The 23,776-nt window shown below is 61.5% G+C and carries 23 protein-coding genes and 1 other RNA gene; 11 read left to right on the forward strand and 13 right to left on the reverse strand.

What is annotated here, in order from left to right:
- The 6 genes from TX78_RS06320 to msrB all read right to left on the reverse strand — a co-directional run.
- Positions 1 to 827, reverse strand: an 827-nt coding sequence (locus tag TX78_RS06320) for a histidine kinase (protein WP_147640437.1), incomplete at its 3' end; no start/stop codon positions are given.
- Positions 828 to 1,165: 338 nt separating this feature from the next.
- Positions 1,166 to 3,286 carry a 3-hydroxyacyl-CoA dehydrogenase NAD-binding domain-containing protein gene (locus TX78_RS06330; protein WP_044494721.1) on the reverse strand — a complete coding sequence of 707 codons (2,121 nt, stop codon included), beginning with the start codon at positions 3,284 to 3,286 and terminating at the stop codon, positions 1,166 to 1,168.
- An 83-nt stretch (positions 3,287 to 3,369) separates the two neighbouring features.
- A complete protein-coding gene (locus TX78_RS06335) occupies positions 3,370 to 4,605 on the reverse strand; it encodes a ribonuclease D (RefSeq protein WP_044494722.1) in 1,236 nt (411 codons plus the stop codon).
- Between the two features lie 6 nt (positions 4,606 to 4,611).
- Positions 4,612 to 5,301: a DUF3000 domain-containing protein gene (locus tag TX78_RS06340; protein WP_081652615.1), complete on the reverse strand. Its 690-nt coding sequence runs from the start codon at positions 5,299 to 5,301 to the stop codon at positions 4,612 to 4,614.
- Positions 5,302 to 5,371: 70 nt separating this feature from the next.
- Entirely contained in the window at positions 5,372 to 6,430 is a 1,059-nt protein-coding gene (locus TX78_RS06345; protein WP_044494723.1) for a threonine aldolase family protein, read from the reverse strand.
- Position 6,431: 1 nt separating this feature from the next.
- Positions 6,432 to 6,836, reverse strand: coding sequence for a peptide-methionine (R)-S-oxide reductase MsrB (gene msrB, locus TX78_RS06350; RefSeq protein ID WP_044494725.1), 405 nt, complete (start codon positions 6,834 to 6,836; stop codon positions 6,432 to 6,434).
- Between the two features lie 73 nt (positions 6,837 to 6,909).
- On the opposite strand from msrB, the gene TX78_RS06355 reads away from it, so the two are divergent.
- A complete protein-coding gene (locus TX78_RS06355) occupies positions 6,910 to 8,271 on the forward strand; it encodes an alpha/beta hydrolase family protein (protein WP_081652617.1) in 1,362 nt (453 codons plus the stop codon).
- 65 nt (positions 8,272 to 8,336) lie between these two features.
- Here TX78_RS06355 and TX78_RS06360 read toward each other — a convergent pair whose 3' ends face one another.
- Both TX78_RS06360 and TX78_RS06365 read right to left on the reverse strand, forming a co-directional pair.
- Positions 8,337 to 8,786 carry a SufE family protein gene (locus TX78_RS06360; protein ID WP_044494726.1) on the reverse strand — a complete coding sequence of 150 codons (450 nt, stop codon included), beginning with the start codon at positions 8,784 to 8,786 and terminating at the stop codon, positions 8,337 to 8,339.
- 29 nt (positions 8,787 to 8,815) lie between these two features.
- The gene (locus TX78_RS06365) at positions 8,816 to 9,703 is read right to left on the reverse strand and encodes a sulfurtransferase (protein WP_044494728.1); all 888 of its coding nucleotides are present in this window, start codon (positions 9,701 to 9,703) and stop codon (positions 8,816 to 8,818) included.
- A 126-nt stretch (positions 9,704 to 9,829) separates the two neighbouring features.
- On the opposite strand from TX78_RS06365, the gene zapE reads away from it, so the two are divergent.
- The 3 genes from zapE to gndA all read left to right on the forward strand — a co-directional run bounded on the left by zapE (position 9,830) and on the right by gndA (position 13,474).
- Positions 9,830 to 10,903, forward strand: a complete 1,074-nt coding sequence (gene zapE / locus TX78_RS06370; protein WP_044494729.1) for a cell division protein ZapE — start codon at positions 9,830 to 9,832, stop codon at positions 10,901 to 10,903.
- A gap of 100 nt (positions 10,904 to 11,003) precedes the next feature.
- Positions 11,004 to 11,930 carry a polyphosphate kinase 2 gene (gene ppk2, locus TX78_RS06375; RefSeq protein WP_044494730.1) on the forward strand — a complete coding sequence of 309 codons (927 nt, stop codon included), beginning with the start codon at positions 11,004 to 11,006 and terminating at the stop codon, positions 11,928 to 11,930.
- Between the two features lie 86 nt (positions 11,931 to 12,016).
- Positions 12,017 to 13,474, forward strand: coding sequence for an NADP-dependent phosphogluconate dehydrogenase (gene gndA / locus TX78_RS06380; protein ID WP_044494732.1), 1,458 nt, complete (start codon positions 12,017 to 12,019; stop codon positions 13,472 to 13,474).
- A gap of 75 nt (positions 13,475 to 13,549) precedes the next feature.
- On the opposite strand, the gene epsC is transcribed toward gndA, so the two are convergent.
- The 3 genes from epsC to msrA are packed head-to-tail and all read right to left on the reverse strand — an operon-like array spanning position 13,550 to position 15,789.
- Positions 13,550 to 14,137: a serine O-acetyltransferase EpsC gene (gene epsC, locus TX78_RS06385; protein WP_101750622.1), complete on the reverse strand. Its 588-nt coding sequence runs from the start codon at positions 14,135 to 14,137 to the stop codon at positions 13,550 to 13,552.
- A 46-nt stretch (positions 14,138 to 14,183) separates the two neighbouring features.
- A complete protein-coding gene (cysK, locus tag TX78_RS06390) occupies positions 14,184 to 15,116 on the reverse strand; it encodes a cysteine synthase A (RefSeq protein WP_044494735.1) in 933 nt (310 codons plus the stop codon).
- 52 nt (positions 15,117 to 15,168) lie between these two features.
- Positions 15,169 to 15,789 (reverse strand): peptide-methionine (S)-S-oxide reductase MsrA, encoded by a 621-nt coding sequence (msrA, locus tag TX78_RS06395; protein ID WP_044494737.1) that lies wholly within the window; start codon positions 15,787 to 15,789, stop codon positions 15,169 to 15,171.
- A gap of 129 nt (positions 15,790 to 15,918) precedes the next feature.
- Here msrA and TX78_RS06400 point away from each other — a divergent pair, with 129 nt between their 5' ends.
- The gene (locus TX78_RS06400) at positions 15,919 to 16,770 is read left to right on the forward strand and encodes a Nif3-like dinuclear metal center hexameric protein (protein ID WP_049897563.1); all 852 of its coding nucleotides are present in this window, start codon (positions 15,919 to 15,921) and stop codon (positions 16,768 to 16,770) included.
- Between the two features lie 51 nt (positions 16,771 to 16,821).
- Positions 16,822 to 17,505: a reverse transcriptase-like protein gene (locus tag TX78_RS14610; protein WP_187118359.1), complete on the forward strand. Its 684-nt coding sequence runs from the start codon at positions 16,822 to 16,824 to the stop codon at positions 17,503 to 17,505.
- Positions 17,506 to 17,524: 19 nt separating this feature from the next.
- Here the strand turns inward: TX78_RS14610 and TX78_RS06410 are convergent, their stop codons facing one another.
- Entirely contained in the window at positions 17,525 to 18,289 is a 765-nt protein-coding gene (locus TX78_RS06410; RefSeq protein ID WP_044494741.1) for a YaaA family protein, read from the reverse strand.
- 139 nt (positions 18,290 to 18,428) lie between these two features.
- On the opposite strand from TX78_RS06410, the gene TX78_RS14265 reads away from it, so the two are divergent.
- The 5 genes from TX78_RS14265 to TX78_RS06425 all read left to right on the forward strand — a co-directional run bounded on the left by TX78_RS14265 (position 18,429) and on the right by TX78_RS06425 (position 21,942).
- Positions 18,429 to 18,650 (forward strand): aldo/keto reductase, encoded by a 222-nt coding sequence (locus tag TX78_RS14265; protein ID WP_222704262.1) that lies wholly within the window; start codon positions 18,429 to 18,431, stop codon positions 18,648 to 18,650.
- Positions 18,651 to 18,670: 20 nt separating this feature from the next.
- Complete coding sequence (locus tag TX78_RS06415) at positions 18,671 to 19,138, forward strand: aldo/keto reductase (protein WP_233722186.1); 468 nt, start codon at positions 18,671 to 18,673, stop codon at positions 19,136 to 19,138.
- Positions 19,139 to 19,172: 34 nt separating this feature from the next.
- Positions 19,173 to 19,538: RNase P RNA component class A (rnpB, locus tag TX78_RS12635), an RNA gene on the forward strand.
- Positions 19,539 to 19,687: 149 nt separating this feature from the next.
- Positions 19,688 to 21,133, forward strand: a complete 1,446-nt coding sequence (locus tag TX78_RS06420; RefSeq protein ID WP_044494743.1) for a glyceraldehyde-3-phosphate dehydrogenase — start codon at positions 19,688 to 19,690, stop codon at positions 21,131 to 21,133.
- 209 nt (positions 21,134 to 21,342) lie between these two features.
- Entirely contained in the window at positions 21,343 to 21,942 is a 600-nt protein-coding gene (locus TX78_RS06425) for a single-stranded DNA-binding protein (RefSeq protein ID WP_158644307.1), read from the forward strand.
- Between the two features lie 75 nt (positions 21,943 to 22,017).
- On the opposite strand, the gene ettA is transcribed toward TX78_RS06425, so the two are convergent.
- Entirely contained in the window at positions 22,018 to 23,700 is a 1,683-nt protein-coding gene (ettA, locus tag TX78_RS06430) for an energy-dependent translational throttle protein EttA (RefSeq protein WP_044494745.1), read from the reverse strand.
- Positions 23,701 to 23,776 lie beyond the last annotated feature (76 nt).

Consider the following 23,776-nt stretch of genomic DNA (forward strand, 5'->3'; position numbering starts at 1 on the left):
TTGCCGCTGAACTCCTGGGTGACCGGAATTCCTGCTGCTTCAATCTCCTGGCTGAACTGCTCAAGACCCGTGAGCAGGTCCATGCCGTCGCGTCTTGACTCGCTGATGGCGCCTTCGCTGGTCAGCAGTTCTAGGACACGACGCAGATGCTCACCGGCGCTTCGGGCATGTTCCTCGATGCGTCGCAGCTCCTCCGCGTGGACGGCAGCTGCTCCGCCTGAGACAGAGCGAGCCTGGAGTCCGATAATCGTGAGGTCGTGTTCGATGCTGTCATGCAGTTCATGGGCCAACTCCCGGCGTTCCCGGGCCCGCTGTCGCTGATGCTCCACGAGCTCGCGTTCGGAGCTTTCTTGCTTCAGCCGCATCTTGCGGAACGCGCGGCCCACGAGGTATGCCACGGCTACTACTGCTGCCAGCGTGGAGGCGAGCACCAACTGGGTCAGCGGATCTTCCATTAACCAGGCTAAATACAGACAGAACGCCAGAACGATCCCGGCGTACACCGTTCGTACATGCCGGTGCGAATATGCTGCGGCGACTCCCACCATGATCAGTAAGAAGAGAGTCTGCTCGAGCGAGGTAAATCCGAGCAGCTCGGTGGCCGCAGTCGCCACCAGGCTGCCCAGAAGCGCCCAGACAACGCCAAGCGCGAGCAGGGCCAAGCACATCATGACCAGAGCGAAGCGGAGGTAGTAATACCCGCTGAGACTGTAGTCCGGATCGACCAGGGAAAAGACAAACCCCAGCATGAACCACAGTACAAAAAGCAGGGCAAGGAGCGTCAGCAGCGCACGTGGCGGCTGCTGAAACTGCTGCGTTTCTGTCACAGGTTAGGGAGTGCAGAATCGCCGGTCGAAGTACCGGCAAAGCCATTCTTGCCCAAGAGTCAGAGGTTGAACGGAGACGTCAGTTGCGGAGCCTGAGGTCACCGGACCAGACACAGCAGGCGGGATGATTTCACCCACGGAGGCGCTGCTGGTGGCGTGAGCCGGTCCAGCGATCATGGCAGCTGACATGGCCAGGCCGAAGGCGGCGGCCGTGATTCTTGTGAGATTAGACATGGTGCGTTCCCCTCTCTATGTGCACAGGATATGCCCATTTTCCAGATCTGGGGAGAGTCTGTTCATAAATCACGAATGCCGCCCTCTCGGCTCCACGGGAACGGCTAGTCGGCGAACGCTTTACCGTTGACCCGCTGGCTGATTCCCTGCTGATCCAGGTAGGGCGTTATGCCACCACGGTGGAAGGGCCAGCCTGCTCCGAGAATCATGCACAGATCAACATCTTTAGGGGAAGCCACCACCTCTTCCTCCAGCAACAGCCCGATTTCTTCCGCTAGTGCTTCTAGAACCGTTGTGCGGACTTCCTCAGTGGTCTTGGGGTCATCGCCGAAGCTCATCAGGGCCAATGTGGAGTCCTTGATGTGCTTGTGACCCTCGGCATCGGTGCTCCAGATCTCGGTGACCCCGTGATCGATCAGGGCCTGCAGATTGGCGGAGACGTAGAACCGCTCACCAAAGGAGGAGTGCAGAGACTCCGTGACGTGCTGAGCGACAGGCAGCCCGACCATGGCCAGCAGTTCGAATGGAGTCATGGGCAGGCCTAGTGGCTTGAGCGCCTCGTCTGCGGTCCGTGCGTCGGTGCCCTCATCGAAGGTCTTCTGCACTTCTGCCATCAAACGCAGCAGCACACGGTTGACCACGAATGCCGTGGCGTCCTTGGTGAGCACCGGGGTTTTGCGCAGCTTGGCCGCCAGAGCGAAGGCTGTGGCGATGGGCTCATCGGCTGTCTGAGACGTGCGGGCGATTTCGATCAGCGGCATCACCGCCACCGGGTTGAAGAAATGGAACCCGATGACACGCTCGGGGTGTTGGAGATCTGCCGCCATCTCGGTGACAGAAAGAGAGGAGGTGTTCGTCGCCAATACAGCATCGGAAGAAATGATCTCCTCAAGCTCGGCAAACACCTGCTTCTTGACGCCGATCTCCTCAAAGACCGCCTCAATCACAAAATCAGCATCGGCGTACACCGACTTATCAGTGCTGCCGGTGACCAGATCAGCAAGTGCAGTGGCCTGGTCCGCGCTGAGCCGGCCCTTCTTCAGCTGCTTCTGGGTCTGATCACGCACATAGTCCAGAGCCTTATCCACTCGGTCCTGGTCCAGATCCGTCAGCACCACAGGTACCTGCAGGTGCTGTGCGAAGACCAGCGCGAGCTGAGAGGCCATGAGCCCGGCACCGACGACACCTACCTTACGAATCTCGCGGGGAGCAGCCTCAGGAACACCAGCGGGCTGCTTGGCGCGCTTCTGCATCAGCTCCATGAAGGCGTAGACCACATTCTTGAACTCGTCGCTGACCAGCAGCTGTCCAAGTGCTTCTACCTCTGCCTTGCGGTCCTCGTCCCTGCTGCGGTGCCGCACCTGTTCGAAGACCTCCAGGGCGCGAAGCGGTCCTGGTGCGGTGTCGCCGGTCTTGGCGGCGACCAGGCTCCTGGCGGTCTCAATGGCTCGTTGCCAGGCCGCCTCGCCGGCGTCGTGCTCACGGTGTGTTGTGACGCGCTGGGTCAGTTCCGCATCGCCGGAAATAATCCGTGCGGCGAAATCCAGGGACTGCTGCTCAAAGGAGTCAGGGTCCAGCAGGGCATCAGCGAGGCCGATCTCGTAGGCTTCAGGGCCTTTCAGGGACCGGTTGTTGTTCAGCGGGTTCTTGAAGATGACCTCGACGGCGCGCTCGGGCCCGATCAGCCGGGGTACCCGGTAGATGCCGCCCCAGCCGGGAATGAGGCCCAGGAAAATCTCAGGCAGTCCCAGCGCCTTAGCGTCAGAGGACACGGTGCGGTAGTGAGCAGCCAGGGCGATCTCCAGCCCGCCGCCCAATGCGGTGCCGCTGATGAACGCGAAGGTCGGGACCGGAAAGTCCGCCAGCAGGTTGTAGGCCTCGTGTCCCAGGTCCGCCAGCCCGCGACCCTGATCCGGATCAGTCAGCTGCCGGGCGGAGACGATATCAGCCCCCGCTGCCAGCACACCGGGCTTGCCGATAACGGCTAGCCCGGCGATTTCGCCGGCTTGAGCTCGCGGCAGCTGAGCGGCCACTGCTTCGCCGAACTCGATGAGCGAGCCGGGGCCCAGGGTGTTCGGACGCTTGGGGTGATCGTTATCAAGCCGGATCAGCGCCAGAGTCCCTGCGCCGTGAGGCAGAGCGACGTCTTCCACACGGCTGTGCGTGACAGTCTCGTGGGTGAACGACTCGGTCAGAGCGGTGAAGCGGGAGAAATCAGAGGTCATCAGTGGCTCCTAGCAGTACCGGGGAGGAAATGCGTCTTGCGTCACACTCTACCGGTGAGTAACCCCGGCGTGCCACCTGTGATTCAGAGATTCTCCAGCGGCTCTGGGTCCAGCATGGCGACAGTAATGATCGCGGCGCACTGCTCTACCTGCCATTGTCTCGCGCCGTGCTCGCGCAAAGCGGCGCTGACCGAATCGAGATCCAGCTGCGGCGGGGGAGTCCAGCACAGCTGTTTCAGTACTGCCGGGGCCAACAGGGTCTCCGGCATGAGCTGAAGCTGCTCAGCTCGGCGGGCGAGCCGATCCTTAGCCGTGCGGAACTGTCTGAAGGCCTCAGGATTACGGTCCTTCCAGGTCCGCGGCGGTGGGGGAGCACCCGTGGAGCGGGGCTTGCCCGGCAGATCCTCGGTCTTCATGCCCGCCTGGACTGCGCGCAGCCAGCGGGGGCCTTCCCTCTTTGCGGCCCGACCATGGAACCCCGGTACCGACAACAGCTGTGGAACTGTGCGCGGCTGGGCCTCGGCGGCGGCTACTAGGGCTGAATCGGGCAAGAGATGCCCCGGGGCTAGGTCCTTCTTCTGCGCCAGGGCGTCGCGAGCGCGCCACAGTTCGCGTAACACCGCTAGCTTGCGCGGGGACTTCAGCTTATTGATGCCGGTGGTCTTGCGCCAGCGCTCAGCGTAGGGCACCAGTGTCGGCTTATGGTTGCGCAGGTACTCAAACTCCTCGACCGCCCACTCAGTCTTGCCCTGTTCGGCGAGCAGTGCGCTGAGCTTCTCCTGCAGCGGTACCAGCAGCTCCACGTCCAACGCGGCATAGCGCAGCCAGTCTTGCGGCAGTGGGCGCTTGGACCAGTCGGCCGCTGAATGTTCCTTGGCCAGACGGACTCCCAGCAGGTGTTCGACGACGGCGCCCAGACCTACGCGCGGCAGCCCTGTCATCCTTGCCGCGAGCTCGGTGTCGAAGAGCTGATGCGGGTGCATTCCCAGCTCTGCCAGACATGGCAGGTCCTGGCTGGCCGCGTGAAGAATCCATTCGGCTGAGCCCAGAGCCTCTTGAATGGGCAGCAGGCTATTGAACGCCTCTGGATCAATCAGCCAGATTCCGGATCCCTCGCGTTTGAGCTGCACCAGGAATGCTCGCTGACCATAACGGAATCCAGAGGCTCGTTCGGCATCTACGGCCACGGGGCCGGTACCTTGGGCAAGCGACTGCGCAGCGCGCTGGAGGCCACGCTCAGTGTCAATGACCGCAGGGATCCCCTCGGCCGGTTCAGTCAGCAGCGGAAGGTCTTGTGCATCATCAGTTGAGTCGGTCATCTCTTCTCAGCTTCTCCTGACGTGGGGAAGCGCGAGCACGCCGTCGGGCAGTGGTGGAAGTCCAGCGAAGGAGCAGACCATATCCGCCCAGGCCTCAAGGTGGGACCCGAAGTGGGTGCCTTTCGGGGTCCAGGAGGCACGCAGCTCCACATCACTACTGGCCACTCTGGTTTGCAGCGATCCGAAAGACTCTGACAGGATCCGGGTGGCTGTCCCGCCGGCGCGACTGTAGCTCACACCATGCTGTGCCAGCGAGTCGCAGAGCCAGGTCCAGGCGACTGAGGCCAGCAGCGGGTCATTGCCCATCTCCGGCTCGAGTTCAGCGCGAATGTAGATCACCACGCGGAAATCACCGTCCCAGGTCTGCTGTCCCTGAGGATCATGCAGAAGGATGAACCGGCCGGTGGCGAGAATCTCATCCTCATTTGCTGTGGGGCGTAGGCGTGTGACGGGATGCGCCCCTGCGGCGCTGACACCGGGGGCCTGGATCTCAGCGCGAAGCGCCACTGCATAAGGAGCGAGCTTGGCCGGGGCCGGAACCTCTTCGACAAGGGCTTCGGTGCGCGGAACAGCAGCGCGCAGCTCACGCAGAGCCGCACGGAAACTCTGCGGCAGTCCCTCGACTCCCGGAGCGCGCACATGCGTACCCTGCGGTGAGGGATTGGCAGCGCTGCCCAGGGGGCCGAAAACGGTCACGCCAATAGCCTAGGAAGGCAAGCGCCTGCTTACGCTTAAGGCACGCCGATCTGCCCAGAGATAGTTGCCCTTAACCAGCGGCGACGGCCACTAGCGCATCTAACTGCGCATCAGTGGTCTGCCAGTTGCACATCAGCCGCAGCACCGCGTTCCCTGAGGGGGCGGTATCCCACACATGAGCCAGATAGGCGCTCTGGATCCTGGCGGCCATCTCCTGCGGCACCTCCGGGAAGACCGCGTTGACCACGGTGGAGCCGGTGATGTTCACACCCTCAAGCGTGGCCAGTGCCTGACCCAGTTTGGCTGCCTGGGCATTGGCATGTTCGGCGTTCTTGCGCCATAGCTCGGTGCCGAACAGCTCCACCAGCTGGGCAGAGAGGAACCGCTGCTTGCTGGCCAGCTGCATCGAGAACTTACGGATGAACTCGGTGCCGCGTGCGCGGTCGGGGTTGATCACCACCACGGCCTCTGCTGCCAGTGCCCCGTTCTTGGTGGCGCCAAGGGAAAGCACGTCGGCACCGATTTCTGAGGTGATCCCGGCCAAGCTGGTGCCCAGTGCAGCGGCAGCGTTGGAGATGCGCGCGCCGTCGATGTGCACTCCCAGTCCGTGAGAATGCGCTGTCTCAGCCAGTTCAGCCAGTTCATCCCGGGAGTAGAGGGTGCCCAGCTCCGTGGACTGGGTAATGGTCACAGCCTGTGGCTGCGCGGCGTGCACGAAGCCCAGAGCCGAGAGCTCTGCGGTGATATCGGCAGGCCGCAACTTGCCGTCGACAGTGGGCCGGGGCAGCAGTTTAAGGGCGCCGACACGTTCGGGTGCCGCCCCTTCATCGTTATTGACGTGCGCCTGCATGGAGCAGATGGTCGCACCCCAACGATCCAGCAGTCCTTGGAGGCCCACCACATTGGCTCCGGTGCCGTTGAACACCGGGTAGATCTCAGCCTGTGCACCGAACTCGCTCTTGGCCCAGTCGGTGAGTGCAGAAGTCTGCAGATCTCCGCCGTAGGGAAGCGCTGCCGCGGTATTGGCCTCGGTCAGTGCCTGGAGGATCTCCGGACTGACTCCGGCGACATTATCTGAGGCGAACGAGGCATCCAGCTGCTCAGTAGCTCCTACTGGCTGTTTGCCCAATTCAGGCCTCGCTTCCGGCGTCGCCGGTCTGCTCGAACCGCATGGAAATGGAGTTGATGCAGTACCGCAGGTCGGTGGGAGTGTCGAAACCCTCACCTTCGAAGACATGACCCAGATGGGAGTCACATGTTCCGCAGCGGACTTCAATGCGCTGCATTCCCAGCGACTCGTCACGGATGTAGGTCACATTTGAGCCCTCAGCGGGCTGGTAGAAGCTGGGCCAACCGCAGCGGGAGTCAAACTTGGTCTCCGAGCGGAAAAGCTCTGCACCGCAGGCCCTGCAGAAATACACGCCGGTGTCCTTGATGTCCCAGTATTCACCGGTGTAGGGCCGCTCAGTCGCGCCTTGTCTGAGTACTTTGTATTCGGCATCGGAGAGTTTCTCGCGCCACGGATCGTCACTCATGTTTCTATCTCACCACGACAAGGCCTGCGCACGTAAGCTGGACCTAAGCAACAGGCCCTGCGAGCAGGTGGTGATGCAGTTGAACAGAAGTCTCCGGCGAACCCTCAAAAGATCAGCTGATCAGGGGCAATGGGCGCAGCTGCGCAGCGGGCGTCAGGCCCGTGCAATGCTGCGTCGGCTGCGAGGGCAGGAATCCGAACCCACACCCTGGGTGCGGGCAACAGCGCTCGGGGCCGGCACCGGCATTGCTGCTGGTATGACCCTCACTGCCTTGGCTTCCGCAGTGGCCGGCTATTTTGCTCGCGTGGTGGTCACCCCGGTGAAGGAACGCGTAGAGGATCTGGAGATCCTCGCAGTGGTCAGCGGCCCCCGGGGTGACGAAGTCATTCTGCCCGCCACCCCTGAAACGGTGGTGGACGGGGTCTATGGACTGTACTTCCATGGTGGCAAGGCTTTCGCCCGAGTGGGTGAGATTACCTCCTTCACTCCGCGCGATGGCACGATTGCGCGTCGAGTTGAGGCGGTCGAGGGCGGTGATCTGCGCCGTGCGGTGCGGGGATGGTGGTCATCGGTGGCCTATCAGACCCCAGAGGCTGCGGGTTTTAGCGCCGAGGATGTGGTCATTGACCTGCCGGGAGGGCCAGCACCGGCCTGGTATGTTCCCGCTGCCCATGACAGCACTGGGCCCCTGGCCGGGCGCGGTATCTGGGCAATCATGGTGCACGGACGGGGCGGCAGTCGCACCGAAGGAATCAAAGCGCTGCCAGCGACGCACAGTTTGGGAATTGATTCGCTGCTGCTCTCCTATCGCAACGATGGCGAGGCACCGGCTGCGCCGGATGGCCGCTACGGCCTGGGGGTGACCGAATGGGAGGACATCGAGGTTGGAATTCAGTATGCCCTGGACCATGGGGCCCAGCAGGTAGTGCTTTTCGGCTGGTCCATGGGCGGGGCCATCTGCCTGCAGACGACCGACCGTTCACCACTGGCTGCTTATGTGCGTGGGCTGGTGCTCACCGGACCGGTGATCGACTGGATTGACGTCCTGGCGTACCAGGCACGCGCGCTGAAGATCCCTGAGCCAGTAGGTCGGCTCACCCGCTGGTTCATTTCGAATAAGGCCGGCCGTCGAGTCACCGGGTTGGCCTCACCGGTGGACCTGCGGATTCTGAATTGGATTGACCGGGCAGACCAATTGCATGTGCGCACATTGATCCTGCATAGCCGTGATGACGACGTCGTGCCCTACGGCCCCAGCCGTGACCTCGCCCAGCGCAACCAGATGGTCTCCTTTGTGCCTTTCGCCAGTGCAAAGCACGTCAAGGAGTGGAACCACAGTCCGCTGCGTTGGGAACGTCACGTCACGAGCTGGCTCACCGACCTCTTTAACCAGCCCGAACCTGGACAGAGCAGCGACGCCGATCCCGGAGCCTGAACCCTTCGTCAAGAAACTGTAGGAATGACCCCCATTCGGGGGATAGTTCCTACAGTTTCTTGACGCTACTTTGCTAGGTGCTCCCGAATATTTCGCTTGACGCGGCCGAGCATGGCACTCATCCCGCGCAGACGCAGAGGAGTGATGGCTTTGCCCAGCCCCAGGCGCTGATGCAGGTCATCAGGAGTGTTCAGAATCTCCTGGTAGCTGAGTCCTGACAGGCCCTGCTGCAGGATGGAAGCAAATCCGCGGGTGGTGGGCGCCTCTGCCGGTGCGGAGAAAATCAGCTCAGCGGTTCCGGCTGCGTCGTCGTACTCCATAGCCAGAAACAGCGGTGACTGACACTCCACCACCTGCTCCATGGAGTCGGTGTAGTTCTCCTGGTACTTGGCAGGAAGCTCGGGAAGTTCGCGGGAGAGTTCCAGCAGCAGCTCAAGCTTCTGCTGGTCCGGTACGGCGGCAAACTCCTCGACGATCTCAGCCAGCTGTTCGGGAAGATCTGCGGTCTGGGTCATTTCTCCAGCCTACTTCTTCCGTACCGGCCCTACTTCTCTGGTGCCTGGCCGGGTTCCTCACCCACAGCGATGGGCAGCCGAACTGCGTTGCCCCACTCTGTCCAGGAGCCGTCGTAGTTGCGCACGTTCTGGTAGCCCAGCAGATGCTGCAGAACGAACCACGTGTGTGAGGAGCGCTCGCCGATTCGGCAGTAGGCGATCACCTCATCTGCCTCACCGATGCCGGCCTCGTCCCTATAGATGGCCTCAAGTTCGGCGCGTGATTTGAAGGTTCCATCGTCATTGGCGGCTTTGGCCCAGGGCACGTTGGCGGCGGTGGGGATGTGGCCGCCGCGCAGGGCTCCCTCGCCTTCAAAGCCGGCAGCCACCGTGACCTCACCGGTGTATTCCGGATTCGATCGCACGTCCACCAGCGCCTTGCCGAGATGGGCCAGGACGTCTTCACGGAAGGCCCGGAAGGTGGCATCGTCGCGGGATGCCGGTGCGGGGTAGTCCGCTGGGGCGGGGGAGGGCACGTCAGTGGTCAGTTCACGTCCTTCTTCGATCCACTTGGCCCGGCCGCCGTCCAGCAGTCGCAGATCCTGGTGGCCGAAGAGGGTGAAGACCCACAGGGCATAGGCTGCCCACCAATTCGAACGGTCACCGTAGAAGACCACGGTGCTCTCCGGAGTGATGCCCTTTGAAGCAACGAACCGGGAGAACTCCTCGGCGTTGATGAAATCGCGGGTCACCGGGTCATTGAGATCGGTGTGCCAGTCAATCTTCACCGCACCAGGGATGTGGCCGGTGTCATAGAGCAAGACGTCTTCGTTGGACTCCAGGACCACCACATCGGGGTCGTGGAGGTGCTCCGCGAGCCAGTCGGTGCTGACCAGGGCGTGTGGATTGGCGTACTGGGTGAGGTCCTTCTCGGTCATGGACTGGCCCTTTCGTATCGCGTGGGGAAGACGTTGTGTCGACTCCGACCAGAGTAGTCCTCCCAGCGCAGACCCAACCAGGGTTGCGTCACAGGAGGCAATATCGGTTTGAGTAGAGTGGGTGGCATGCCATCGAACGTCACGCCGCTTTCTGAGCGCACTCCGCAGGTCACCGTCGAAGACCTGCTTGAAGGGTTGCGACCCTCCTTCCGCTTCTCCGAGGTGTCCTTTGACAGCTACATCCCGGACCCGGCTCATCCTTCGCAATCAGAGGCGGTGCAGGCCCTGCGTGGCTTCGCTGAGGGTATTGGCGGAACCAGCGGAGGTGGAGGATTCTTCTCCAAGTTGTTCGGGGGCAAATCCCCACGCGCTGCATCCCCTGCAGGTATCTACCTCGATGGCGGGTTCGGAGTGGGCAAGACCCACTTGCTGGCCTCGCTGTACCACGCAGCCGGGGCCAACGGGGTGCCGGAGAACCGTCGTGCTTTCGGAACATTCGTGGAGTACACCAACCTGGTGGGCGCGCTGACCTTCCGGAAGACCGTAGAGGTCTTAAGCGACTATCAGCTGGTGTGCATTGACGAGTTCGAACTCGACGACGCCGGGGATACCACCTTGATGTCTCGGCTGCTGCGTGAACTTGCCGATGCCGGAGTGAAGTTGGCGGCCACCTCCAATACCCTTCCCGGTTCCCTCGGTGAGGGCCGGTTCGCGGCTTCGGATTTTAAGCGCGAAATTCAGGTGCTGGCAGATCAGTTCAGAGTGATCAGGGTCGACGGCGAGGACTACCGTCACCGCGGGCTCCCGGAGGCACCTGCCCCGCTGAGCACCGAAGAGCTGACGCCGTTTGCACAGCAGAAGTACGCCGATAAAACGATCGTCGTTGATGATTTCGGCGCCCTGTGCGAGCACCTCAGCAGAGTCCACCCCAGCCGCTACCGCCAGCTGATCGCTGGGACCGATGTCTTAGTTCTCAAGGATGTGGACACCATCGAGGGCCAGTCGCTGGCTCTGCGTTTTGTGGTGCTGGCTGATCGTCTCTATGACCAGGATGTGAAGATCATCGCTTCCGGTGCTCCCTTCGACCGGCTGTTCACCGAAGAGATGATGAGCGGCGGGTATATGAAGAAGTACCACCGCGCGGTCTCCAGGCTGACGGCTCTGGCGAGGTCCGGTCAGATGGGCGAGCAGGCGCTCTAGCGATCCAGGGTGAGGCACTACTGGAGAACGTTCACCTAGCATTCATGGACTAGTGGTTCTATAACGGCGTAATACGCATAGCGGCGAAAGGCAGCATCACATGGTGAAAGACCCCTTCAAGGAAGTGGGCGCTGGACCCCGGCAGAATCTGCGGGAGTTCATTGATCAGCTGCGTGAAGGCGGTTACACCGTGCGCGATGGTCATACGCCAGATCCTGACCTCATCGATCCGCAGGGCAATGCGGTGGAGACCTGGCAGGACAACTATCCCTATGATTTCCGGCTGGACCGGGATATCTATGAGATCGAGAAGTACCACCTGCAGGTGGAGCTACTGAAGTTCCAGTACTGGGCCGAGGACTATGGCCTGCGTCATGTCATCGTCTTTGAAGGGCGCGACGCCGCGGGCAAGGGTGGCACCATCAAACGGTTCACCGAGCATCTGAATCCGCGCACGGCACGGGTCGTGGCGCTGAACAAGCCTTCGGACCGTGAACGCGGCCAGTGGTACTTCCAACGCTACATCTATCACATGCCAACGGCTGGGGAAATGGTCCTCTTTGACCGCTCCTGGTACAACCGCGCTGGTGTGGAGCGGGTGATGGGGTTCTCCTCGAATGAGGAATACGAGATCTTCATGAAGCAGGCTCCGGTGTTCGAGCAGATGCTGATAGACGCAGGCATCCATCTGACCAAGTTCTGGTTCTCAGTGACTCAGCGGGAACAGCGCACGCGCTTCGCCATTCGGCAGATCGACCCGGTACGGCAGTGGAAGCTTTCACCCATGGATCTGGAATCCCTGGACCGTTGGGAGGCCTATACGGAGGCCAAAGAGGAGATGTTCCTGCGCACTGACACGGATCACGCACCCTGGATCACCATCAAATCCAACGATAAGAAGCGTGCGCGGCTTAACGCGATGCGCTATTTTCTCTCACAGTTTGAATACGAGGGGAAGGATCATGAAGTCGTAGGAGAGCCGGATCCGCTGATCGTTCAGCGCGGTCGCAATGCCGTAGGTGACTAACTGGTCGTTGCGGGCGTGCTGATGCGCTGGGGCGTGACGATGCGCGTAGGATGATGGCTGATCACTTTCCCCAGCAGAGGAGAATAATGAGCGCTGATATTGGAGTTACCGGTCTTGCTGTCATGGGCGCGAACCTGGCCCGGAACCTGGCTCGAAACGGTTACACCGTAGCTTTGCATAATCGTTCTGTGGCACGTACGGACTCTCTGCTGAACAGTTATGGGCACGAGGGCAACTTTGTGCGCACTGAGTCCCTGGCCGAGTTGGTCCAGTCCTTGGAGCGTCCGCGCCGGGTGCTGATCATGGTCAAGGCCGGCGCCCCGGTGGATGCGGTGATTGATGAACTTCTCCCGCTGCTGGAAGAAGGCGACATCATCATTGATGCCGGTAACTCCTTCTATGAAGAGACCCGACGGCGCGAAGCGGCTCTGCGGGAGAAGGGGCTGCACTTCGTCGGTGTGGGTGTCTCCGGTGGTGAGGAGGGCGCACTCAACGGGCCCTCCATTATGCCCGGTGGATCGCGGGAGTCCTACCAGGCGCTGGGCCCGATGCTGGAGAAGATCGCCGCCGAATACCACGGTGAGCCCTGCTGCGCGTGGGTGGGCACTGATGGTGCTGGCCACTACGTGAAGATGGTGCACAACGGCATTGAGTATGCCGATATGCAGGTTATCGGTGAGGCCTATGATCTGATGCGCTCTTTGGCTGGGTTGGAGCCGGCTCAGCAGGCTGGGGTCTTCCGGGAGTGGAATACCACTGATTTGGCGTCGTATCTGATTGAGATCACTTCTGCGGTACTGGAGCAGGAGGATGAACTCACTGGTCGTCCGCTGGTGGATGTCATTGTTGACTCTGCTGGGCAGAAGGGCACTGGTCGCTGGACTGCTATTTCGGGTCTAGAGGTTGGTTCCCCGGTGACCACGATTGCTGAGTCGGTGTTCGCCCGTTCTATCTCTTCACAGCGTGAGTTGCGCGCGGAGACGTCCCAGGCCTTCTCTGCTGGGATTAATGGTGTTGTCAGTGCTGAGGAGCTTTATTCAGAACAAGATGCTCAGCAGGACTTCGTGGAGGATGTGCGTAAAGCGCTTTATGCCTCGAAGCTGGTCTCCTATGCGCAGGGCTTCGATATGCTCACTGCCGCTGGATCCGAGTTCGGTTGGGAGCTGGATCTGCGGACCATCGCTTCGTTGTGGCGGGCCGGCTGCATTATCCGGGCGGATCTGCTGGATACCATCATGAAGGCCTACGAGGTCCCGCAGGAGCGGCCTAAGAATCTGCTGCTGGCCCCGGCCTTCACCGAGGCGCTCAATGAGTGCTTGCCCGCTTGGCGACGTGTGGTTGCTGCCGCGGCCACCTATGGTGTGCCAGCGCCGGTGTTCAGTTCATCATTGGCTTATTACGACAGTCTGCGTCGTGATCGACTGCCGGCCTCGTTGACTCAGGGGCTGCGCGATTACTTCGGGGCTCATACCTATGAGCGGGTTGATAAGCCAGGTACCTTCCACACTCGCTGGAGCGAAGACCGCTCCGAGATGGAGATGTAGAGAAGTTCACCATGACGACGACGCCCGGCCTCCTTGAAGGAGAGCCGGGCGTCGTCGTTGTGAATCAGCTGCGGATCAGATGAACAAGGCAGGGTCCAGCGCGTACTCCGCGGGATCCACCGCGGGCTGATTCTCCTCGGGCGACCGTTTGCGATCCTTGGCGGGTATGCCGGTCAGGATTGAATTCTCCGGTGCGGATTTCACCACTACAGCGTTTGCTCCGATAGCGGAGCCGGCACCGATCTCCACCGGCCCCAGCACTTTGGCACCTGCCCCGACGACGACGCCATCGCCCAACGTGGGATGGCGTTTAGTCTGCTCCAAAGAACGCCCGCCAAGGGTCACCCCCTGGTAGAGCATGCAGTCATCACCGATGTCGCTGGTTTCGCCGATGACAACACCCATGCCGTGATCGATGAAGAACCGCCGCCCGATGGTGGCTCCGGGGTGAATCTCTATCCCGGTAAGTCCCCGGGTGACTTGGGAGAGTATGCGCGCAGGGGTCTTCAGCGCCTTGACCTGCCACATCTTGTGAGCCACGCGATGGGACCAGACAGCGTGCAGACCGGAGTATGCCAACACGATCTCAATATTGCTGCGGGCAGCGGGATCGTGTTCGCGAGCGCTGGCGATATCCTCGCGCATACGGGAGAAGAAACCCAAGAGTCAGCCTTTCACAGAAACAATCACAGGGTTACGGTTCCGAGGCTCAGCCGCGGATGTCTTCGTAGAGCAGCGTGGAGATATACCGCTCGCCGAAGTCACAAGCCAGGGTGACAATGAGTTTGTCCTGCATCTGGGGCCGCGCTGCCACTTCCAAGGCCGCGGCAACATTGGCGCCGGTTGAGATGCCGCCCAGGATGCCCTCCTTGGTCCCCAGCTCCCGTGCGGTGCTGACCGCGCGCTCCAGGTTGGCCTGGATCACCTCGTTGTAGATCTCGGTGTCCAGAATGTCTGGGACGAAGTTCGGGCCGATGCCCTGGATCTTATGCGGGCCAGCTGCGCCGCCGGAAAGGATAGGTGAGTCCTCGGGCTCCACTGCCACAATATGCAGGTCTGGATTGTACTCACGCAGTTTTCGGCCTGCACCGGTGATAGTTCCGCCGGTGCCGATCCCGGAAACCAGGACATCGACGGCGCCGTCGGTATCACGCCAGATTTCCTCACCCGTGGTGGCGTAATGCACATTAGGGTTGGCCTCATTGGCAAATTGGCGCGCCCAGATCGCATTATCGGTCTCTTCCACGATGGCTTTTGCCCGTTCTACGGCTCCCCGCATGCCGTCAGCACCTGGAGTCAGCACGATCTCGGCACCGTAGGCGCGGAGCATCACTCGCCGTTCGGTGGACATAGTCTCCGGCATAGTCAGGACCACGCGGTAGCCTCGGGCCGCACCGACCATTGCCAGGGCGATACCGGTGTTGCCGGAGGTGCCCTCCACAATGGTGCCGCCGGGCTTCAGTACGCCTGCTGCTTCGGCGGCGTTGATGATCGCGGTGCCAATACGGTCCTTCACCGAGGAGGCGGGGGAGTAGAACTCAAGCTTGACTGCCACGTTGCCCGGGAGGTCTGCGGCGAGTCGGTTGAGCCGCACCAGGGGAGTGTTTCCGACAGCTTCAGTGATGTTATTGAGCATGCCCATAAGATGAACCTTTCGGTTGGGAGGGAGTTGTTCAAGATCCTCGGTGCTTAGCCTATCGCCCGAGGCCAGGCTGGAGATTCCCGGTGACGCTGCTTGACTGATTCTCCCGGAGCCACTGGGCCCAGTGCCTGCGCAGGTAGCTAATCTTCGGATCGATGATGAAGTGGCAGTAGCCCACATCGGGCCGCCGAGCATGGAAATCCTGGTGCTCAGCTTCTGCCTCGAAAACAGGACCAAGAGCTTCCAGGGTCGTGACTATCGGCTTGTCATAGTGCTGTTGCGCGGCGGTGATGGCCTCCTGGAACTCCTCCCGCTCAACTGCTGAGGAGAAGAACATGGCGGAGCGGTACTGAGTTCCGACGTCGTGCCCCTGGCGATTCAATGAGGTGGGGTCATGGGTAGAGAAGAATACTTGGTAGAGCACCTCAGCCGGCAACTGCTCAGGATCGAAGGTGATCTCCACGGCCTCAGCGTGCCCGGTGGATCCAGTGCATACGGCGTGATAATTGGCAGGGCCGCTTCCACCGGTGTAGACGCTGCGCACCGAATGAACTCCGATGAGCCGCCGGGCGATGGAATCTAAGCACCAGAAGCACCCAGCAGCCAACACCACTGTGCGCCACCTGCCACTCGGTGCGCTGAAGAGGTCAGCAGGACGAGAATTCTCAGTCATAGTCTCTGCAACCGGTGCACCGGCGGTGGAATTCCTGCAGGTTGCTCCTGACGGTTTCATCAGCGGAGATATGCAGACTTGCCGCGGCTCCACCCGCAGTCACAGGCGGGTCCGGGTAAGAATGGGGCTATGACTGAGACTCCCTCTCTGCAGGCAGTGCTGGATATCGTCGAAGAGCTGTGGCCCCGGAGCCTGGCTGAAGACTGGGATGCGGTGGGCCTGGTGGCTGGGCGCAGAGACTCTGCGGTGAAGAAGATTCACTTCGCTGTGGACCCGGTGGCCGCCGTCGTCGATGAAGCCTGTGAGGCGGGGGCGGACCTGCTCATCACTCATCACCCTTTGCTGCTGCGCGGAGCCACCAGCGTGGAGGCGGGGACGTTCAAGGGCGCGGTCATCCACCGGCTCATCGAATCCGGCTGTGCACTGCTGACCACCCATACCAACGGCGACTCCGCTGTGGGTGGTGTCAATGATGTACTGGCCGAGATCCTGGGGCTGCAGGACACCGCCCCATTGAAGCCCGCACAGGACGGGCTGCCCGAAGAGGGGCTCGGACGCATCGGTACTCTCCCGCAGGGCACGACGCTGGGCGAATTCGCCGCGAGAGTGTTCGGCATTCTGCCGGCTGTGGCCGGTGGGGTGCGTGTGGCAGGAGATAAAGACGCCTTTATCCAACGTGTGGCGCTCTGTGGCGGGGCCGGGGATTCCCTGCTGGGGGCGGCGCGCGAGGCAGAGGCCGATGTCTACATCACCGCTGACCTGCGCCATCACCCGGCCTCGGAGGCACGCGAGGCTGCTGCACTGGGCAGCGGCCGGCCGTATCTGATGGACGTTTCGCATTTCGCCTCCGAATGGATGTGGCTACCGGCCGCGGCTCAGGCCCTGGACCGCCTGCTGGCCGACCGGGGATATGAGGTAGAAGTGGCGGTCAGTGGACTTAACAGTGATCCGTGGGACTTTGTGATCACACCTGGTCACTGAGCCCGAGGCAGCTGGTGATTCAGACGTGCCAACAGGGTAAGGTCTTTGGTCGTGACTGATCTGATTGTTGAGGCCGACGGCGGCAGCCGCGGCAACCCCGGGATTGCCGGTGCCGGTGCGCTGGTCCGTGACGCTGAGGGCCGGATACTGGCCACTACGGCCGTGCCGTTGGGGAAGGCCTCAAATAATGTGGCTGAGTACACCGGGCTGATTGAGGGCCTGCGACTAGCTGCAGCGCTGAATCCTGCCGCGCAGGTGGAAGTCCGCATGGACTCCAAGCTGGTGGTGGAACAGATGAGCGGGCGCTGGAAGATCAAGCACGAGGATATGAAGCGTTTGGCCCAGGAAGCCAAGCAGATTTTGCCGAACTCGCAGGTGTCCTACACCTGGATTCCCCGGGAGCAGAACGGCGACGCCGACCGGCTCAGCAATGAGGCTATGGACGCCTCAGCCGCTGGTACCTCGTGGGATCCCTCGACCAGTGCGATCAAAATCGATCCTGCTGGTGGAGAAGACAATTCAGGCCAGTCCACCACGGAGCATACCGAGCAGGCCATCATCCAGCGGATCGCTGAGGCCCATGACCAGGTGCTTCAACAGCGGAAGCGGCTAGAGGAGCTGGTGGCCTCACGAGCCGCAGCTGTGAGCTCTGCCCGTGAGGCGGGAATCTCCCCGATGCAGATCGCCGATGAACTGGGTATCTCCGCTGATGCCGTCCGGCGGATGCTCTCTTAGCCCGATCCAGCAGGAGGACTCAGCTGCTGATCAGGTCCAACTGATGCGGCTTCTTCCCGTCTGACTCACGAATCTCCACAGTCCATCGCTGGGAGGCTACGGCCACGACGTCGTCGATGGTCTGCGGCTCTGCCTCGGCGCGCAACAGCATCCCGGTGAGCTCACCTCGGGCATGCTTGGCAAAATGTGTGACCACCTTGCGCTGGCCCTCTTTTACGGTGAAATTATTGACCATCAGAGTCTGCTGGGCCGCGGGTTTGAACGCGTTGACGTAGCTGGCTGAGCGGCAGTCCACCACGAGCTGGTCACAGACACGGTCAGCCAGCGGCGCAGCAAGCTCCTTCCGCCAGTAGCTGCCGAGTCTGCCCAGTGGGTCGAGGCTGACATCCATGGAGAGCCGGTAGGCAGGGATGCGGTCGGTGAAGCCTGTGGCACCGAAGAGTCCGGAGAAGATCATTACCTGCTGTTCAGCCCGCTGCAGCTGCGCGTCACTGAGGCTTCCGGCGTCCATTGCATCAAAGAGCACCCCGGTATAGATCTGCCAGGCAGCGGCCGTGGGGGCATCGGTGAGTCGGGTGTTGGCCTCCACTTCTGCCATGACTTTTGCTCCGACTTTCAGGATCTGCTGGGCATCCTCCTGTGCGCTGACCCGCACGAGCGCGTGGAGCACCTGGGCACGTGGCGAGCCCAGTTCAGGGAGAGTAAGAGCTTGAAGGTCCAGGCGGGCGCCGTCGTCGTGGGCAGGGGGCGTTTTACCTTCTGAAGGAGGGAGGAAAATTAGCACCGCATTACCCTAGCAACACCAGCGCTGATCAGCTGCGATGGGAAGAAACTGCATGCATCAGCCGTTACCAGCAGGTGGCGGACCTCATCAGTCCGTTGACGCCTTGACCGCCGATCACCAGGCACGGAGCCGAACCCCCATGGCTGAACTGCAGGAAGTGCTCAAGGGCAAGATCGGATTCGGAACTGCCCCACTGGGGAATATGTTCCGCGACATCCTCCAGGGCGAGGCACTGGCTACGGTTCAGGCGGCCTGGGAGCAGGGCATACGATACTTCGACACCGCCCCGTTCTACGGTGCCGGCCTGGCCGAAGAACGGGTGCCTTCCGGGTACTTGCCCAGTTGCAGGATGAAGGCGTGATCTCCGGATGGGGTTCGGGTGTGAACACCACTGAACCCATTGAGCTGGCACTGGACCTTGGAGAAACCACTCCGACGATGAGCCTCTCAGCCACCCAGTACACCTTGCTGCAGCACGAGCACGCCTTGCAGCGCATGATGCCCAAAGCAGCAGAGCAGGGTGCCGGGATTGTCGTCGGTGCTCCCTTCAACTCGGGTGCACTGCTGGGCGGAGAGCACTTCGACTACGCGGAGATCCCCGCGCTCAGTGCGCAGAAGATCAAGGCGCTGCGGGCGGTCGCCGCATGCCACGGGGTCAGTCTCAAAGCGGCAGCGCTGCAGTCCTCCACCGCCCACCCAGCAATCACGGCAGTGATCCCCGGTTCAAGCCGCCCCGAGCGAGTCACCGAGGACCTTCAGGTTCTGAAGGAAGAGATTCCAGCGGCCTTCTGGGCAGAGCTCAGGCAGAAGCAACTGAACTCATCGCTGGCTCCGCTGCCGCAGCACTGAACTGAACCGGCGTAGTATGGACAGGATGAAGGGACGGGTCGGCCAGACCATCGCGGCGTTCACCTGAGCTAACAGGTCAGCGCCGAGGAAAGTCCGGGCTCCGCAGGGCAGGATGGTGGGTAACGCCCACTCGGAGTAATCCGCAGGCCAGTGCCACAGAAAACAGACCGCCCGGCTGGTCGCCAGACCGGGTAAGGGTGAAACGGTGGTGTAAGAGACCACCAGCACACCGGGTGACCGGTGTGGCTCGGCAAACCCCATTCGGAGCAAGGTCGAACAGGATGCGTGACCAGGGCTGCCCGCCCGAGCATCCGGGTTGACCGCTTGAGGCCCGTGGCAACACGGGACCCAGATGGATGATGGTCCACGACAGAACCCGGCTTACCGGCCGGCCCGCCCCTTCTCCCTCATGTGCATGAGGTGCATCACACTGGCTGTTTCCGGGCCCACCCGCGTCTGCGGGCAGCAGCGACTCACGTAGACTCTTCTTCGGCACTGGGCGAATCGCCCAGCTACAGACAATGACGTCTACGCAGGAGGAACAACACTGTGTCCGCACCCGTGAGCGAGCACCTCAACAGCTGGATCGACAGCGAGGCCCAGGCCGAAGCGATGATCCCTCTCATCGGAAAGCTGTACCGGGAGAACAACGTCGTCACCGGCATCTACGGTCGCAAGCTCGTCAACCAGTCCGCCATCGACATTCTCAAAGCGCATCGCTTTGCCCGTCAGGTGGATGAACACGAACTCCCGATTTCCGAAACACTGCCTATCGTCCAGGCCCTGACCACTTTAGACTTGGGTGCAGCCAGTATCGATCTGGCTCGGCTGAACAATAAGTACAAGGCCTCCGGCACCTCAAGCCTGGAGGCGTTTTTGCGTGAGGAGCTCGCCGATGTGGTCGGACGGTGCGGGGAAGGCCGGGCCGAGCCGCGCGACGTCGTGCTTTATGGGTTTGGACGTATTGGCCGCCTCCTGGCCCGGATCATGGTGGAGCATGCCTCCTCAGCCTCGGGTCTGCGGTTGCGGGCCATCGTGGTCCGCAAGGGTGAGGGCAATGACCTGGCTAAGCGTGCATCTCTGCTGCGACGCGATTCGGTGCACGGTCCTTTCGCCGGTTCCATCCGAGTCGATGAGCAGAACCAGGCCATCATCGCCAACGGAACCTATATCCAGGTGATCTACGCCAATGCTCCTGAAGAGGTGGACTACACCGCCTACGGTATCCAGGACGCCGTGGTGGTGGACAATACCGGGATCTGGCGGGATGAAGAGGGTATGAGCAAGCATCTGCAGTCCAAGGGTGCCGCCCGGGTCCTGCTGACTGCACCAGGTAAGGGCGATATCAAGAACATCGTCTACGGGGTCAACCACAGTGACATCACCGACGAGGACGTGCTGCTCTCGGCGGCTTCCTGCACGACCAACGCCATCACCCCGGTGGTGAAGCTGATGCAGGACACCTACGGCATCGACCACGGGCATGTGGAGACGGTCCACTCCTACACCAACGATCAGAACCTGATTGATAACTACCACAAGGGTGAGCGCCGCGGCCGCTCGGCTGCGCTGAACATGGTTATCACCGAAACGGGTGCCGCCAAAGCGGTAGCCAAGGCCCTGCCGGAGCTCTCGGGCAAACTCTCCGGCAATGCCATCCGTGTTCCTACCCCGGATGTCTCAATGGCTGTCCTGAACCTTGAGCTGGACAAGGAGACCAGCAAAGAGGAACTCAACACCTTCCTGCGCAAGGAATCGCTGGAAGGACCGTTGCACAGCCAGGTCGACTATATCGATTCCACCGAGGTGGTCTCCACGGACTTCGTCGGTTCGCGTGCTGCAGGCGTTGTGGACGGACTGGCCACTATTGTCAACGGTAAGCAGGCCATCCTCTATGTCTGGTACGACAACGAGTTCGGCTATTCAGCTCAGGTGGTGCGGGTACTTGAGCACATTACGGAGTCCGAGCCGGTGAAATACCCGAAGCTGGGCTAGTCCCTGTCATTGGCTCACTGAGCCTTGAAGGGGTGGTTTTCCCCAGACTGTGGTGCTGGCGGTGTACGCGCCAGAGAATCCACAGGCGGTGGGAGGGCCACCCCTTTGGCGTATCTGCCGGTAGCAGACTCGGTGGTGAACCGGCGTGCTGCTCACGGCCCATGCTGGTTCACCACACTCCACTGGCCGTGAATGAGGGAGGGACCTCGATGTCTGACTCAATCACGGTGCGCGGGTTCGCCGGCACTGCCCCAGAGCTGAGGATTACTGAATCTGGTCTGGCTATCGCCAGTTTCCGATTGGGCTCCACGCCGCGTTGGCGCAGCCGAGACAACGGAGAGTGGGTCTCGGGGACCACTAATTGGTACACCATCGTCTGTTTCCAGAAGCTGGCGGAGCACATTGCCAGCTCTATTCAAAAAGGTGATCCGGTGGTCGTCAGCGGTCGGCCCCGGATTCGCAGCTGGGAGTCCGAAAACAGCAAAGGTACTGAAATTGAGATCGCTGCCCAGGGCATCGGGCATGATCTAGCCTTCGGCACCTCCGCCTTCACCAAGGCACGTCATGGCGCAAGTGAGCAGGATGCCGAACACCAGGGACATGATGAGACAAGCGATCGCCGGCAGGGCGATAGTTCCTTGTCCTCTGCAGGGCAAACATCAGAGGGCGGTTCCGGAGAACACGCTCCCGTTGGTGCCGGATCCGATCACCTGACGGAGAGCGCCGACACCAATGCTGGCGCAGTGTCCTCAGGAGCCGGTGCAGTGCCTTGGGATGCCGCAGCCCAGGAGCGCGAGCCGGCCTTTTGAAGGCCAGCGCATACACCGACGGCGGCATGTCAGATAAGGTGACATGCCGCCGTCGGATCAGCTGAAGACCTACGATCAGTCGCGGGTCAGGCGACGGTGAGTCACACGTGAGGGACGTGCTGCATCCGGTCCCAGGCGCTCGACCTTGTTCTTCTCGTAGGACTCGAAGTTACCCTCGAACCAATACCAGTTCGCCGGGTTCTCCTCGGTGCCCTCCCAGGCGAGGATATGTGTCGCTACGCGGTCCAGGAACCACCGGTCGTGAGAGATGACCACCGCACAACCGGGGAAGTCCAGCAGCGCGTTCTCCAGTGAACCCAGGGTCTCGACGTCGAGGTCGTTAGTGGGCTCATCGAGCAGCAGCAAATTGCCACCCTGCTTCAGTGTCAGGGCCAGGTTCAGGCGGTTGCGCTCACCGCCGGAGAGCACCCCGGCTTTCTTCTGCTGGTCAGGGCCCTTGAACCCGAAAGCTGAGACATATGCGCGCGAGGACATCTCCACAGCACCCACGTGGATGTAATCGAGTCCATCGGAGACGACCTCCCAGAGGCTCTTCTCCGAATCGATGTTCTCGCGGTTCTGGTCCACGTAGGAGATCTTGACCGAATCACCGATAGTGACAGATCCGTCGTCGGGCTGTTCAAAGCCCACGATGGTCTTAAACAGTGTGGACTTACCCACACCGTTGGGACCGATCACACCGACGATGCCGTTGCGCGGCAGCGAGAAGGAGAGCCCGTCGATGAGCGTCCGGTCACCGAAGCCCTTCTTCAGGTCCTTGACCTCAATGACCTGGGTGCCCAGACGCGGGCCCGGGGGGATCTGAATCTCATCGAAGTCCAGCTTCTTGGTCCGCTCGGCCTCCGCGGCCATCTCCTCGTAGCGGGCCAGACGAGCTTTGGACTTAGCCTGGCGACCCTTGGTGTTCGAACGGACCCATTCGAGTTCGTCGGAGAGTCGCTTGGCCAGCTTCTGGTCCTTCTTGCCCTGGATCTCGAGGCGGGCACGCTTCTTCTCCAGGTAGGTGGAGTAGTTGCCTTCATAGGGGTAGAGCCGTCCGCGATCGACTTCACAGATCCACTCAGCCACGTGGTCGAGGAAGTAACGGTCGTGGGTCACTGCCAGCACGGCGCCTTCGTAGGAAGCAAGGTGCTGCTCGAGCCACAGCACCGATTCAGCATCGAGGTGGTTGGTGGGCTCATCCAGGAGCAGCAGGTCTGGCTTGGAGAGCAGCAGCTTGCACAGCGCGACGCGGCGGCGCTCACCTCCTGAGAGGTGGGTGACGGGCTCATCGCCGGGAGGACACCGCAGGGCGTCCATGGCCTGCTCGAGCTGTGAGTCGAGGTCCCAGGCATTCGCGGCGTCGATCTCTTCCTGGAGTTTGCCCATCTCCTCCATGAGCGCCTCGAAGTCCGCATCGGGGTTAGCCATCTCGTCGGAGATCTGGTTGTAGCGAACGAGCTTCTGGTAAATCTCACCGACGCCCTCCTGGACATTGCCCAGAACGGTCTTCTCCTCATTCAGCGGGGGCTCCTGCAGGAGAATGCCCACCGAGTAGCCTGGCGAGAGTCGGGCCTCGCCGTTGGAGGGCTCATCCAGGCCCGCCATAATCTTTAGGATCGTGGACTTACCTGCGCCGTTGGGGCCGACGACGCCGATCTTGGCGCCAGGGTAGAAAGACATGGTGACGTCATCGAGGATGACTTTGTCGCCCACCTTCTTGCGGGCTTTGACCATGGTGTAGATGAACTCAGCCATTGTGTATCTGAAGTGTCCTTACCGGTGTCGGATGTAATCGGGCGCGCCGTAAGGGGCAGCCATTCTCCCTACAAGC

The organism is Nesterenkonia massiliensis, from assembly GCF_000455245.1.
GTDB lineage: Bacteria > Actinomycetota > Actinomycetes > Actinomycetales > Micrococcaceae > Nesterenkonia > Nesterenkonia rhizosphaerae.